Source organism: Vibrio mangrovi (assembly GCF_024346955.1).
Taxonomy (GTDB): domain Bacteria; phylum Pseudomonadota; class Gammaproteobacteria; order Enterobacterales; family Vibrionaceae; genus Vibrio; species Vibrio mangrovi.
Genome location: NZ_AP024884.1, coordinates 230059 through 243820 on the forward strand (window position 1 = coordinate 230059; position 13762 = coordinate 243820).

The 13762-nt window shown below is 44.2% G+C and carries 12 protein-coding genes; 6 read left to right on the plus strand and 6 right to left on the minus strand.

The features are described from left to right. Nucleotides 1–34 precede the first annotated feature (34 nt). Together OCU74_RS17290 and OCU74_RS17295 are read right to left on the minus strand one after the other, a co-directional pair. Complete coding sequence (locus OCU74_RS17290) at nt 35–1903, minus strand: beta-glucoside-specific PTS transporter subunit IIABC (protein WP_087481110.1); 1869 nt, start codon at nt 1901–1903, stop codon at nt 35–37. A 595-nt stretch (nt 1904–2498) separates the two neighbouring features. Next, nucleotides 2499–3410 carry an AraC family transcriptional regulator gene (locus OCU74_RS17295; protein ID WP_087481109.1) on the minus strand — a complete coding sequence of 304 codons (912 nt, stop codon included), beginning with the start codon at nt 3408–3410 and terminating at the stop codon, nt 2499–2501. A 373-nt stretch (nt 3411–3783) separates the two neighbouring features. Between OCU74_RS17295 and OCU74_RS17300 the strand changes: the two genes are divergently transcribed. From OCU74_RS17300 to OCU74_RS17315, 4 genes are all read left to right on the plus strand, one after another. Further along, nucleotides 3784–4416, plus strand: a complete 633-nt coding sequence (locus OCU74_RS17300; protein ID WP_087481108.1) for a carboxymuconolactone decarboxylase family protein — start codon at nt 3784–3786, stop codon at nt 4414–4416. 99 nt (nt 4417–4515) lie between these two features. Next, nucleotides 4516–5694: an MFS transporter gene (locus OCU74_RS17305; RefSeq protein ID WP_087481107.1), complete on the plus strand. Its 1179-nt coding sequence runs from the start codon at nt 4516–4518 to the stop codon at nt 5692–5694. A gap of 157 nt (nt 5695–5851) precedes the next feature. Next, nucleotides 5852–6709 carry a DUF3737 family protein gene (locus tag OCU74_RS17310; RefSeq protein WP_234993583.1) on the plus strand — a complete coding sequence of 286 codons (858 nt, stop codon included), beginning with the start codon at nt 5852–5854 and terminating at the stop codon, nt 6707–6709. Then, a complete protein-coding gene (locus OCU74_RS17315) occupies nt 6710–7885 on the plus strand; it encodes a MalY/PatB family protein (protein ID WP_087481105.1) in 1176 nt (391 codons plus the stop codon). Between the two features lie 117 nt (nt 7886–8002). Here the strand turns inward: OCU74_RS17315 and OCU74_RS17320 are convergent, their stop codons facing one another. Next, entirely contained in the window at nt 8003–8497 is a 495-nt protein-coding gene (locus tag OCU74_RS17320) for a (R)-mandelonitrile lyase (protein WP_200807717.1), read from the minus strand. Between the two features lie 9 nt (nt 8498–8506). Next, nucleotides 8507–9283 (minus strand): carboxymuconolactone decarboxylase family protein, encoded by a 777-nt coding sequence (locus OCU74_RS17325; protein WP_200807716.1) that lies wholly within the window; start codon nt 9281–9283, stop codon nt 8507–8509. Between the two features lie 227 nt (nt 9284–9510). On the opposite strand from OCU74_RS17325, the gene OCU74_RS17330 reads away from it, so the two are divergent. Next, entirely contained in the window at nt 9511–10413 is a 903-nt protein-coding gene (locus tag OCU74_RS17330) for an AraC family transcriptional regulator (RefSeq protein WP_087481104.1), read from the plus strand. Nucleotides 10414–10435: 22 nt separating this feature from the next. Here OCU74_RS17330 and OCU74_RS17335 read toward each other — a convergent pair whose 3' ends face one another. Both OCU74_RS17335 and OCU74_RS17340 read right to left on the minus strand, forming a co-directional pair. After that, the gene (locus tag OCU74_RS17335; protein ID WP_087481103.1) at nt 10436–11146 is read right to left on the minus strand and encodes an exonuclease domain-containing protein; all 711 of its coding nucleotides are present in this window, start codon (nt 11144–11146) and stop codon (nt 10436–10438) included. 4 nt (nt 11147–11150) lie between these two features. Then, nucleotides 11151–13019: a DUF294 nucleotidyltransferase-like domain-containing protein gene (locus OCU74_RS17340; protein ID WP_087481102.1), complete on the minus strand. Its 1869-nt coding sequence runs from the start codon at nt 13017–13019 to the stop codon at nt 11151–11153. Nucleotides 13020–13217: 198 nt separating this feature from the next. Between OCU74_RS17340 and OCU74_RS17345 the strand changes: the two genes are divergently transcribed. Then, nucleotides 13218–13742 (plus strand): YgjV family protein, encoded by a 525-nt coding sequence (locus tag OCU74_RS17345; protein WP_087481197.1) that lies wholly within the window; start codon nt 13218–13220, stop codon nt 13740–13742. The last annotated feature ends 20 nt before the right edge of the window (nt 13743–13762 follow it).

Below are 13762 nucleotides of genomic sequence, written 5' to 3' on the forward strand. Positions count from 1 at the left end.
AAATTGCAGTGGAATAAAATAGTAATTTCTCTCGTTAAGCCTGACTGAGTACTAATAATTTTTCATTGATCTCCAGATGATTTTCATCGGAACTCAGATAACCCAGCTTCGATTGTCCATCTAAGTTAGTCACAATGATTGGCGTCTGCAATGAGAAACCGGCGTTAGCAATGGCATCCATATCAAAGCTGATAAGTAGCTGACCGGATTTAACTTTCTGACCTTCTTCAACATGAGTTTCGAAATGCTTTCCTTGCAAGGATACGGTATCGATACCGACATGAATCAGTAGTTCTGTTCCGTTATCCGATTCCAGACAGACAGCATGTTTTGATGGCAGCAGTGAAACAACCGTACAGTCAAAAGGAGCAACGACTTTTCCTTCTACGGGCTCGATAGCAATACCGGGGCCAAGTGCTTCAGAGGCAAATGCTTCATCACTGACTGAAGAGAGAGGAATGACTTTTCCTTTAACCGGATTGAAGATGATTTCATCATCAGTCATTTTTTCAAAATTTTTCTGCTCTTTTGTCTCTTGAGATTTTTTCTCATATTTCAGGCTCAGGACGTAGGTCAGAACACCAGTTACAACAACAGCAATGACCAAAGCAATCAGGATATTGAACAGGTTCCAGATATTTTCCCCGATATACAGTGGAATTGCCGGTAAACCTGATGCGCCGGTTGCATAGCGATAAACATCAGCTAAACCTGCATATAAACCACCACAGGCAGAACCAATCATACCGGCAACCAATGGATACTTCTTCGGAATGTTTACACCGTAGAGTGCAGGTTCAGTAATCCCCATTAATGCAGTGATACCACTGGAGTTTGCGATCTGTTTGGTTGATGAATCGGTTGTTCTGCGGCTGACGATCAGTGCTGCAACACCTTGAGTTACGTTTGCCAGCATAGCTCCGGGGCCGATAATATTTTCCACACCCATGGTTGTGATCTGGGCGATTGACAGCGGTGTGATGCTATAGTGGATACCGAACATAACCAGAATCGGCCAGAAGGTTGCGATCAGGAAGACGATCGTCCAGCCACCGAATGACTGCATGACATTAAAGCCAACAGCAATGTAATCACCGACGAAACCGCCCAATGGCCCTAACAGTGTCAGACCGACAATACCGACAGAGAAAATGGTAAGCATTGGCACAAAGATGATTTTGACTGCGTTGGGTACGATTTTGTTCAGATAGCGCTCAACATAGCTTTGCAACCATACGATCAGTAGAATTGGCACCACGGATGAACCATAGTTAACCAGTCTGACCGGAATATTAAAGATTTCGACCGGATCGCCGAGGCTTTTCAGGTGGGCAAAACTCGGGTGAAGGAGGATTCCGCCTAAGACAGTTGCAATCACCGGGCTACATTTCAGCTTTGTTGCAGCAGAATAAGCCAGCAGCATAGGTAAGAAATAGAATACGGCGTCTGCCATAAAGTTAACGATATAGTATGACTGCGATTCACGAGTAACCAGCCCAGCCAATAGAAGTAACGCCAACAGTGCTTTTACCATCCCGGCACCAGCAATTGCCGGAATGATCGGACTGAATGTGCCTGAAATAAAATCAATCGCTTTTTCAAATAATCCGGAATTATTTTTTGGGTTTTCACCATTTCCTGAATCACTGGAGAATTCGAACTTACTTTTGATTGCGTCAAAGACTTCTTTAACATGCGTGCCAATGATTACCTGACATTGTCCGCCTTTGACGACAACCTGAGTTACGCCTTGAATGGATTTCATCTTTTCAACATCGACGACATCAAAATCATTTAAGACAAATCTAAGACGGGTTTGACAATGATATAAGTCTGCAATATTTGATTGCCCGCCAACGTTGTCGATAATATCTGATATTAAATCATCATATTTACCGCTCATAAATCCTCTCCAATATTAATAAAATTAATTCTGGTAAATTTAATTAATATTTAAAATGCAAAAGTAAATTTTATTAAACTCCCAGAAGTTTGATGAAAATATCAATGCCCCCGGGAAAAGACCAATGCTTAAATTGAATTTCTTTTAATGCTCAGGAAGCATTGTTTGGAGGCTTATGGGGAGATTTTTGTGATAACACTATGATTTGTATATAAAATAAATTATTTTATTATTATTCATTGCACCTTGATGCATTTGTTGTTTTGATTTTTTCTCACCGATCATTTGTTTGAAAAATATGATGCAGATCTAAATAACATGGAAGCTATTGTTATTATTGTAATATGATCTGAATCACATATTTATTGGGTGGTTTAAAGGGAAATAATAAAATTAACTCATCGGATGTTTTTATTTCTGAATATTTGTATGGCTGAATATTCTCTTATTCAGATAATATTTATGAAGTAAGTGGTGTAGATTGGATGGCATGTAAAGACAGAGATGAACCGAGGAGCACAATCAGAAGAATGACCATAACCTGCGGTATAAAAGATACAGCAGGCATATGGAATGATGAAGTTTTTATCGTCGCTCAGGCAAAGCCAGATTCGCGTAAGCTTTTGATATCTTTCGATGGCGGAGCACCGAATAACCGGCTGTATTCTCTGCTGAACTGTGACGGACTTTCGTAACCGACTTTGAAGGTTGTGGCGAGTGCGTCTAAGTTTTCCGTCAGCATCAGTCTCCGGGCTTCATTCAGACGCAGTTTCTTCTGAAACTGGAGTGGCGTCATTGAAGTCATCGTCCGGAAATGATTATAAAATGCTGATTTACTCATGCCTGAATATGAGGCCAGTTTTCCGACACTAAGTGGCTTGGCATAGTTACGCTTTAACCAGTCAATTGCTTTTGAAATCTGGTTACTGTGGCTTCCGGTTGTTACAATCTGATGCAGTCGCAGCCCCTGCTCTGTGCTTAACAGGCGGTAAAAGATTTCGCGTTTAATCACTGGTGCCAGAATTTTAATGTTGTCCGGCTCATCATGGAGATCGATTAAGCGTTGAAATGCATTCAGCATCGGGAGAGAAAGATGTCCGACATCCATTCCGCTCTGAGCTTGTTTTGACTGTTTCAACGAGAATCCGCTGTCAACGATCAACTGGGATATTTCCTGAAGATCTAACTCCATGATCAGACCCAGATAAGGTTTATCCGGAGATGCTTCTACAATATTAGCCACGATAGGCAGATCAACAGACGAAATCAGAAAACTGTTTGCATCATAAGTATATGTTTCTTCACCTAAAATGATTCGTTTTACACCTTGGGCGATGACACAGATACTAGATTTCTGCGTATAGCTTGTCGGAAGGGTTGTTGTATCCCAACGGCTGAGTCTGAGTCCGGGGACTGGCGAATCGAATTGTGTTGCATTCCCGGTCCATCGGATAATACATTTTGCCAGCTTATCGGAAGCTGCTGCCATTTCTTCTGGTGTGCTCATCTTCGGTTCACTTCTTTGTTTAGTCTCTACGGTCTACAACTGCTATTTATTGTTTACAACTAACTGTTACAACGCAGTTTTATCCTGATATTAAGAGTATCAGGCAAGTCATTCTGTGAGGTTTTAACCGTTTTTTGCCAATATTATTTCAGGGTTTTGGTTGAAAATCCAGCAAGAATATAAATGGGGATATATAAAAAATCAATTAGTTAGAGTTATTGATGGGCTCTATCCACTATTTTTATATAAAATAGCAGGAAAATTCTAAGCTCTACACAATTAGGCAATAATTTAGAATAAATAGGCTATCGATTGACCATAAGAAAGCGTTATAGTACGACCTCTTCATTCTCTAATTTCAGGAGCGTATCTCATGCAAACAGACTTTAATGACAAGCAGCAGGCAATCATCCCTATTGCAGCTTTTACTGCAAGTGGGGAAATCGATAAGTTAAAAACGAGTTTGAATCAAGGTCTTGATGTTGGTCTGACCGTCAATGAAATTAAAGAAGTTCTTGTTCAACTTTATGCGTATGCTGGTTTCCCGAGAAGTCTGAATGGGCTTGGTACGTTGATGGCTGTTTTAGCGGAACGGCAAGCTCAGGGGATTGAAGACCCGCAGGGCAGTAGTGCTAGCCCGCTTCCTACGGATCAAACCAGTCTTGAGTTTGGAACTGCGAATCAGACTAAATTGGTTGGTCAGCCGGTGAGTGGGCCACTGTTCGATTTTTCTCCGGAAATCGATTATTTTCTGAAAGCACATCTGTTTGGCGATATTTTTCAGCGGGATGTGCTGGACTGGCCAACCCGTGAGCTGGCAACGATCGCAGCTCTGGCCAATATCAAAGGCGTCAATAGCCAGCTTCAGGCCCATTACGGTATTAGTTTAAACAATGGCATTACCCCGGCTCAGCTTCAGACATTTGTTGCTGTCATGGAACGTGAATGCGGAGCGGATGTTGCTGCGAATGCACAGCAGGTGCTTGACCAGCTATTGCAAAAATAACATATATCCAATATCTCAAGTGACAGGATTCAGAGCTTTTTATTGTGCTCCGGACAGAAACTATCACCATGAGGCTATCAATATTGGCTTTGAGGGCTTATGTCTACAAGTTTGAAGTATATTCTGGCGGTTATATGCTTTCTGGTACTGGGAAATTTATATTATGCCCAGCCCATCATCTCAGACATTGCCCCGGATGTCGGTATTGAGTTGTCCGGTAGCGGCATTATCGTGACTGTGACCCAGATCGGTTACTGCCTCGGTGTGTTGTTTCTGGTCCCGCTGGGAGATGTGGTCGAAAACCGAAGATTACTGAGTTTATTGGTGTGGGGCGCAATGGTGGCTTTAGTGGCTGCCGGGCTAAGCCATCATCAGCTGTCTTTTTTATCATCGGTATTTTTTGTCGGGCTATTTTCATGCTCAATGCAAGTGATTATTCCGTTGAGTGCCGGTTTAGCCGGAGATCAAGAACGAGGGCGGGTTCTGGGACTGATTATTTCCGGTGGACTGTTAGGTATCGTTTTATCACGTCCGACTGCCAGTTTGCTGACTGGTCTTGGAAGCTGGCGGTTTACTTACTTTTATGCTGCCGGATTGATGGTCGTGGTCGGCTTGTTGATCCGCAAGATGCCACGTAGAGCGCCTGTCGCTGATGCACTTAGTTATCCTGCGATTTTATCTTCGATGGTCCGGTTGTTTATTTCGGTTCCGGGAATTAAAAGATATCTTGGCGCGATGGCTTTAATCTTTATGACTTTTACCCTATTTTGGGCGACCGTCCCGATTGTATTACAGGATGTTTTGCACTTTTCTCATACGGATATTGCGATTTTTTCTCTGATAAGTCTGGCCGCGCCACCCTGCGCTTTAATGGCCGGAAAAATGATTGATCGCGGTAAGGGTTTCTTGCTGACGCTCATCAGTATCAGTATGGTTTTCTGTGCATTTATCGCGACGCCGGTTTTAGGAATGTATCTGTTTGCTTTCATGCTGGCAGCCCTGCTACTTGAACCCGGTGTACATATGACCAATGTTGTCATCCAGCAGGCCGTTATTGCTTTTGTCCCGGAAGCGAGAAGTCGGCTCAATGCATTATGCATTGCATTCACATTTACTGGTGGTGCTGTCGGTTCATGGCTTGGACCATGGTTATATAGCCACTATGGCTGGAAATTAACCGTCGCTATCGCTGGAGTGACGGTGCTGGCAGCACTGACTCTGAATGTGTCATTGAGAGTCATGCCAGCAAAACAAATTTCAATGCCAGAAAATACTTAATGCATCTCAGATGCTACTTCTCTGCATCATAGAAAATATTCTTCTCCGGAGTATTTCGAATGCTTTATATCAGTATCGGTTGAAGACCGTTATTGGTTATCCGTCCAGAATAAATTTTTAATACAGGTTAATAATAGTAATGTCTAATGTGACTCTGATGAAAACTGAAATTAATGACTGCTTTTATGAAGGGGAACGCCCCTTATATGCATTAAAAGATGGTGCTTTGAATAAAGTCCGCTTTTATCCGGGTGAATCCGCATTGAAACATTCTAGCGATGTCACCGCACAGAATTGTGAATTCATGTGTAAATATCCTTTCTGGCACAGTAATCATATTGTGGTAGAACAATGCCAGTTCACGGTTTATGCCCGTGCTGCAATTTGGTATACGGAAAACCTGACAATGCGTGATTGTCTGGTTGAAGCACCGAAAATGTTCCGGCGGGTTTCTCATCTGACAATCGAGAACTCACGTTTTCCGAATGCCGGTGAGACACTGTGGAATTGTGATGATGTAACCCTGAAAAACGTTGAGCTACAAGGTGCTGACTATGTGTTTATGAACGGTGAAAATATTGTCATCGACAATATGACCCTTCAGGGGAACTACTCATTCCAGGACGCAAAGAATGTGACGATCAGAAATTCACATCTGAATTCAAAAGACGCATTCTGGGGCACCGAGAATGTGACGGTGTATGACAGTGTGATCGAGGGTGAATATCTGGGCTGGCACTCAAAGAATCTGCGTCTGGTAAATTGCGTGATTCGTGGTGAGCAACCGCTATGCTATGCAACGGATCTGATCATGGAAAACTGTATTATGGAAGACACCGATTTGTGTTTTGAATATGCCACGTTACAGGCTGAGATCAATTCACATATTGTCAGTGTTAAAAACCCGAAAAGTGGGTTTATCCGGGCTCAGTCAATCGGTGAAGTGATCATCGATGAGAACTGCATCAATCCGGGGGCTTGCGTGATTGAATCAGTTGATTATGAGGAAAATTAAGTGAAATCGTTCGACTTCGATACTGTTGTTCCCCGACGCGGCAGCGGGAGTTATAAATGGGATGCGTCGAATGATCCTGAAAGTTTACCTATGTGGGTTGCTGATATGGATTTCCGGACTGCTCCTGCGGTGATTCATGCTTTAGAACGCCGGGTCAGTCACGGTATTTTCGGTTATACCAAAGTGCCGGATTGTTATTATTCCGCACTGATTAGCTGGCTTCAGCGTCGGCATCAGTTTCTGATCGAACGGGATTGGGTTTTATATACTTCCGGTGTTGTTCCGGCTATTTCGGCGATATTAAAAGCCCTGACTCAGCCGGGAGATGGAGTGATTGTCCAGACACCGGCTTATAACTGTTTTTTCAGCTCGATTCGCAATATGGAATGCCGTCTGGTTGAAAACCGATTGATCTGTAACAACGGTTATTTTGAAATGGATTTTGACGATCTGGAGCTGAAAGCTTCTGATCCCAGCGTTTCTGTGATGTTATTGTGTAATCCGCATAATCCTGTCGGGCGAGCCTGGACCGCTGAAGAACTTCAGCAGGTCGGCAAAATTTGTGGCCGGCATGGTGTGGTCGTTATCAGTGATGAAATCCATTGTGATCTCACATTCCCTGAGTTCAGGCATCAGCCCTTTGCTGCTCTGAGTGATGATTTTCTGTTGAATTCGGTTACCTGCAACTCTCCGAGTAAATCATTCAATATCGCAGGGTTACAGATTGCAAATATTATTGTAGCGGATGAGAATATTCGGGCCAAAATAGATAAGGCATTGAATATTCATGAAGTATGTGATGTAAATCCATTTGGTGTTGAGGCGCTGATGGCTGCTTATAATGAAGGGGAAGAATGGTTGGATGCATTACGGGATTACCTGTATGAGAACTACCTGACTGTTTCAAGCTTCATTTCCGAGCAGTTGCCAGAGTTGACTCTGACCACTCAGGAGGCCACATATCTGGCGTGGATTGATTGTCGTAGTCTCAATGCATCATCAGCACAAATCAGTCAGGCATTGCAGTCGCAGAGTCACTTATTTATTAGTGAGGGCACAGTGTACGGAGATGCAGGTGAAGGTTATATCCGGCTGAATATGGCCTGTCCGAGAGAAGTTCTGCTGGATGGCCTGATGCGTATCAAAACGACGCTGATCAACTGTTACCGCAAATAGCAGATTTGGGAATTGTCGTTGATCTGATGATAATTTTCTGGTCGATAAGTCTGAGATAAAACCACCGCTTTTTAGCGGTGGTTTTATCATGATTTCTGAACAAGAATGTTTGCGAACTTAGTGGCCCTGATACTGCTCGTCGGTTACTTTTTCCATCCACTCAACATTTTTACCATTCAGATCACCGGTGATAACCAGATGGGTCATCGGTGAATCGATGCTGGCACCATGCCAGTGTTTTACTCCCGGTGGGCAGATAAGTACATCACCCGGATAAAGTTTATGAATCTCACCGCCCCATTCCTGAGTCAGGCCAACGCCGGAAGTGATAACCATTTTCTGTCCGGCCGGATGAGTGTGCCATGCTGAGCGGGCACCGGGTTCAAAAGTTACATAAGCACCGGAGGCATTCACATCTTCAGCAACCGGGAACAGCATGTCTACTTTTACTTTGCCGGTAAAATATTCTGCCGGACCTTCAAATGAAGCATTTTCACCTTTTCGGATCACTGTCGTTTGTTCTGCAGCGAAAAGGTTGGCAGAAAAAGCGCTACATAAAGCTGCGACGGCGATGGTTTTAAGCATACTGCTTTTGAGAGTACTGTTTATCATAAATCGTTCCTACTTGGATATATTGCGTGATTCGAATACCTTTTTTACGACGGGCAGAGCAGAAAATACCTTCGGCCAACCGGCGTAAAATGCAAGCTGTGTTAACAGCTCCGAAGCCTGCGCCTGAGTAAGTCCGTTATCCATCGCTTTGTTGAGATGATAAGGAACCTGTTCTGCCTGACCGGTTGCAATCAGAGCACTGACTGTGATTAAGCTACGGTTTTTAGGTGCCAGATTAGGGCGGAGCCATAAGTCTTTAAACAGCTTATCTGTTGTATATTGGACAACCCCTTCAGAAACCTTACCGAAATTAGCAGAAACAAATTTAGCCCGGGCAGCTTCGGCTTTCTCATCGATCGGCAGTAGTTTCAAAGATGACGGCTCTATCTGTGGACTCTTGATACCTAGTTTCTGGTAAATCGGTGCTGCGGCTTTGACAGCAGACATGGCATTGCCCCAACCGGCATAAAATGCCAGGTGCGTGATCACTTCTGAAACTTCTTGGGGAGAGACGCCGTTATCTAATGCGCCCTGAATCTGTTCGCCGAGAATTGCCTGTTGATCTCTGGCAATGGCGGCAGCCAGAGTGATCAGACTTCTTTCTTTCATCGACAACTGCGGGCGCTGCCAGAGTTCATCTGCAAGAAACTGATTGGTTTGCGCTAGTTTCGGAGAAACTGTTTGGAGTGCGGCATCTAATGATTCGGTAGTATTGTTTGCGTATACACCATGTGCGGTAAGCATACTGCAAAGCAGAAATATGCGGCTGAACCGATTTGTCTTCATTGTAATAAGTTTCCTTTCAACGGATAGGGAAAATACAGTTCCTGGAAATGAAAAAGCAAAGCCTGATGGCTGGATTGTTCTTGCAGAACATCCAGAGAATGATTCTAGGGGTTAATCATCTGGATGAATATCATATTTCTACAAAACACTTGCCTATTCCTACAAGGTTCTGTCTAATCAGAAGGTCAAAAAATTAATTCGAACGAAGTAGACCAACAGTAATTCAGATGGTAGAAAACAGTTGGATGGGACAAGCAATGACAGAAATGACCGGAAAATTAGCAGAAAAATTAATGTGTCTGATTGATCGTGACGGACTCTATCCGACGTCGATGAAGTCGCTCAGTTTTTTTAAAGTTTCAGCCCCGACTCACTGTGATAGCAACATCTATAAACCCAGCTTTATTGTCACCTTGCAGGGTTTAAAAAGCCTTTATTTATATGGGACTCAGCAGACTTTTTCTCCCGGAGAGAGTTTAATTACTTCGATTGATATTCCTATTCAGTCATACATTGTCGAAGCGAGTATTCAACAACCTTATTTATGTGCAATTTTTGAACTAAATATGTCTATGGTTGCACAATTGATGTCCGAGCTTGATTCGGGCAGTCAACGGCACTGTAGTGAATCGAAAGGGGTTATGATTGTCCCTGTTTCAGATACATTGATTGACGTGATGAAACGGATGGTTGACTTGCTCGATAATCCAAATGATATTCCAGTTCTTTACCCGATGCTGGAACGTGAAATGATTTACCGGCTGCTGATGGGAGAGCATGGGGAGATGCTACGGCAGTTATGCACTTTTGACAGTTCCAGCAATAAAGTGATGCGAGCTATTCAGTACCTGAATGAAAATTATAAAAAGACCGTCAGAGTTGACTCGCTGGCAAGCCGGGTCAATATGAGTGTCTCTTCTTTGCATCAACATTTTAAGGCTGTTACCTTACTGACACCGCTGCAATACCAGAAACAGCTCCGGCTGTATGAAGCCCGGAAAATGATTATGCAGGGAATGGAAATATCATCCGCAGCGTTTCAGGTCGGATACGAAAGCGCTTCTCATTTTAGCCGCGATTACAATCGCACATTCGGCACATCACCATCACGGGATCGTGAAGCACATTGATGGGTGGATGTTCTGATATTCCTTAATCAACGGTCAACTGGCTGATAGCAAGCTGTTGCAGGTTCAGTTTTTTGGCCTGAACTAAAAATAACTCAGCACAGGCGAATGCATCACTGGCCGCAGAGTGGGCAAGGTAGTCGGGCAGATGATAATAACTGCGTAAGTCATTTAACTGATAGCTTTCATGATATCTGCTTCTGCCGGCATAACTGAAGCGTTTCTCAATTTGCAGTGTATCGATAAAACAGACGGGGAATGTGCTGAGATTGTAGTTATTTTGCAGAAAAGCAGTGATAAAGCTGTTTTCTATCTGGCAGTGATGTGCAAGTAAGACTTTCCCCTGAGCCCGTTCAAGCAGCCGGTTTATCCCTCTGGACAGAGTAATGCCCTGTTGCAGAATTTTCGGAGTCAGTCCGTTGATTTGTGCACTTTCTGCTTTGACAAATTCTCCGTGATTGAGCAGGATTTCTTCAGTACTGGCGATATCAATACCTTCCAGAGTCAGATCGACCATACCGATTGAGAGGATCTGATCCCGTGCCGGTGATAGTCCGGTAGTTTCAAAATCGACGGCCAGAAACTGCAATTCAGATAATGGTGTCTGTGCGTCGGCAAAAGGCTGCAACAGGTAATTTTTCAGTGGAGCAGGCCAGTGCGGCGCCGGTTCGACCCGTTGTCGGCGTATCTCCGCCCCGAGGACACGTTTCCATCGTTTCAGCCAGCGAGTCAGCATTGGTTTATCTTCCTCTGACAAATTTGAGTTTGGCGACATCCTGTAATTCGCTGATGATTTTGAATGCATCCTTCAGATGTTTACGTTCAAAACTGCTGAAATGATCCGGCGTGATATGATTATCCGGCGGTGTTCCCGCCAGTATCGCATTGAGCTGGTGGCGAAAGCGGACCTGAGTAATAAACCGGTAGGCGCCGATAATGTTTTCACAACTGTCCTGAGAAAGAAAACCATGTTCCGTCGCATAACGGAAACGTTCTTCGGTTCCGGTTAAAGAGCCACCTGCGGCAAGGCTGAAGATTCTTGCCAGATCAATAATCAGATTAAGTGCATATTTTTTGATATTCAGCGTATGGCTGTTCTGACCGCTTTTTTCCAGAACCAGATTATTGAAAATTCCCAACGGTGGCTGCGTTTCGACAGCATCCCGGACCAGTGCCGGGATAAAGCCGGAACTGTTCTGAATACAGTGATGCAAGTGTTGCTGAATTTGATCAACCAGCTCCCGGTTCCCATAAACGGACCGAACCTCAAGAAACACACTGATACTCAGAAGACGGTTATATTCCGGGCTGGAAACCCATTTCTGGTAGTATTCTTTCCAGCGGGAAACCGGCTGGCACCATTTCGGTGAGGCAGCCATGTACCGGCCATCACAAACCGGATAGCCACAGGCTGCCAGCGCATTACAGACCCGCATTGCCAGATGAGTAAAATAGAGTTTGTGTTCATCGCTGGCATTATCCGACAGTACTAAAGCACTATCCTGATCAGAAAGCATATGGACTTCGTTACGTGCATGAGAACCGGCAACGACCCAGGCGTATTCACAGGGTGGCGGGCCGAGGATTTCTTCACTGAGCTGGATGATTCGGCGGGTAAAGGCATCCATCATCATCGACATTATCCGTCCCTGAATTTCGGCACTGACACCACTTTCGACCAGCGCCTGAAAAATCGTTTCCCGTTCTTCTTTCAGACTTGCCAGCGCATTGACAGAGCTGGCGTATTTGATCTTTTCGATTAGAAACAGAGACTGAGTCCGGTGGTTGTGGACCAGATGTGTGGTGGTGAGCAATCCGACGACCTGATTTTTACTGATCACTGGAAGGCAACGGATGTTATATTGCAACATCAGAGAAATGGCCTGAATGACTTTCGCATCGCTGTCAATCAGCACTGGGTTTGGCGTCATGACAGTCGCAATGGGTTCACTGGTATCTCTTTCTGTGGCGACGACAGAATAGGTCATATCCCGATCAGTCACTAACCCGACGATTTCTCCGTCCTGCATGACCACTGCGCAGGAACTGCGTTTTTGACCACACATGGCGCGAGCCACATCCCGGATACTATCGTCAGTGTTGACGATAGCTATGTTTTCACTGGCGATCTCACCGACGGTTCTATAGAACAACCCCTTTTCTTCTTTACCATTGACATCATTTACCGCCGATGTGAGACGAGTTTTCGCCTGAGCAGCAAAATAGTCTGCGAACTCTGGATAGCTTGCACAGACCTGAGTGAGTTCCTGATGCGGGATCAGATAAAGCAGTGAATCATCAATTGCCTGTGCCTGATAACCATCTTCTGCATTGACCAGCGGTGTCAGAAAAGTAAAACCGAATTGATCATCCTGCCCCAGTCTGGCCCGTAATTCCCCTGTCTGAGTGCGTTGCTCGATCGCGCCGGTTCTGATGATATAGAGGTAGCGCTGTTCACACAGCGCACTGAAACCAATGGTTTCTCCCTTAACCAGATATTTGACTTTGACAGTATTGGCGATCTCAGTGACCAGAGTATGTGGCAACTTATCAAACGGATCGATTCTGATCAGAAAATCATCAATATTCGGTGTGACTGATGTACTCATATTTATTCTGCCCTTTGCCCGGTTCTGGGTTATTATATCGATGTGTTACAGGATGAATAGTTTTTTTAAAATGGCTTTTCAAAAATTTGAAACTGTGCAACGATAATAACGTCGAAAAGCTGAATTCTCTGGCTTTTCTATTTGTTATTCATATGGTTAATCTTTGAATTAACTGTCCGTGAACCGATAGGTGAGAGTATTGCTGTGGATGATGTATTGGCACAAGCATTGGGCTTGGTGAGTTTTGCTTTAGGGCTCTCCACTTTTTATCAGAAAAATGATCGGCGTCTGAAAGTGCTGATGCTTATTTTCAATCTGAATCACTGTATTCATTATATCCTGCTGGGTTCGACCGTTTCGGCATTAAGTACATTACTGTCTGCGGCGAGAACAACGACTGCGATTTTTGTTTCATCAGCCCGGGTTGCTGCTGTTTTCATTCTGATTAGTCTGGCAAGTGGTTTATGGATGGCTAATCACTGGTGGGATCTCTGGTCGGTTATGGGAACAGTAATTGGCACTTACGCTGTTTTCTGTCTCTCCGGGATCAAAATGCGGATCGGTTTTCTGTTGGGTGGAATGTGCTGGCTGATTAACAATATCATCGTTGGTTCGATTGGCGGCATGATGTTAGAAACATCGCTGCTGAGTATGAACCTGCTGACGATATACCGGATCCACCGACAGACAGTGAGTGCACTGGTCAAAACTCCGGAATATTGAACATCGGGGTTCATTCGTGT

Bases quoted from the DNA above. Each gene is read 5' to 3' on its own strand.
- OCU74_RS17290 (WP_087481110.1), bottom strand. From the start codon at position 1,903: ATGAGCGGTAAATATGATGATTTAATATCAGATATTATCGACAACGTT.
- OCU74_RS17295 (WP_087481109.1), bottom strand. From the start codon at position 3,410: ATGAGCACACCAGAAGAAATGGCAGCAGCTTCCGATAAGCTGGCAAAA.
- OCU74_RS17300 (WP_087481108.1), top strand. From the start codon at position 3,784: ATGCAAACAGACTTTAATGACAAGCAGCAGGCAATCATCCCTATTGCA.
- OCU74_RS17305 (WP_087481107.1), top strand. From the start codon at position 4,516: ATGTCTACAAGTTTGAAGTATATTCTGGCGGTTATATGCTTTCTGGTA.
- OCU74_RS17310 (WP_234993583.1), top strand. From the start codon at position 5,852: ATGAAAACTGAAATTAATGACTGCTTTTATGAAGGGGAACGCCCCTTA.
- OCU74_RS17320 (WP_200807717.1), bottom strand. From the start codon at position 8,497: ATGATAAACAGTACTCTCAAAAGCAGTATGCTTAAAACCATCGCCGTC.
- OCU74_RS17325 (WP_200807716.1), bottom strand. From the start codon at position 9,283: ATGAAGACAAATCGGTTCAGCCGCATATTTCTGCTTTGCAGTATGCTT.
- OCU74_RS17330 (WP_087481104.1), top strand. From the start codon at position 9,511: ATGGTAGAAAACAGTTGGATGGGACAAGCAATGACAGAAATGACCGGA.
- OCU74_RS17335 (WP_087481103.1), bottom strand. From the start codon at position 11,146: ATGCTGACTCGCTGGCTGAAACGATGGAAACGTGTCCTCGGGGCGGAG.
- OCU74_RS17340 (WP_087481102.1), bottom strand. From the start codon at position 13,019: ATGAGTACATCAGTCACACCGAATATTGATGATTTTCTGATCAGAATC.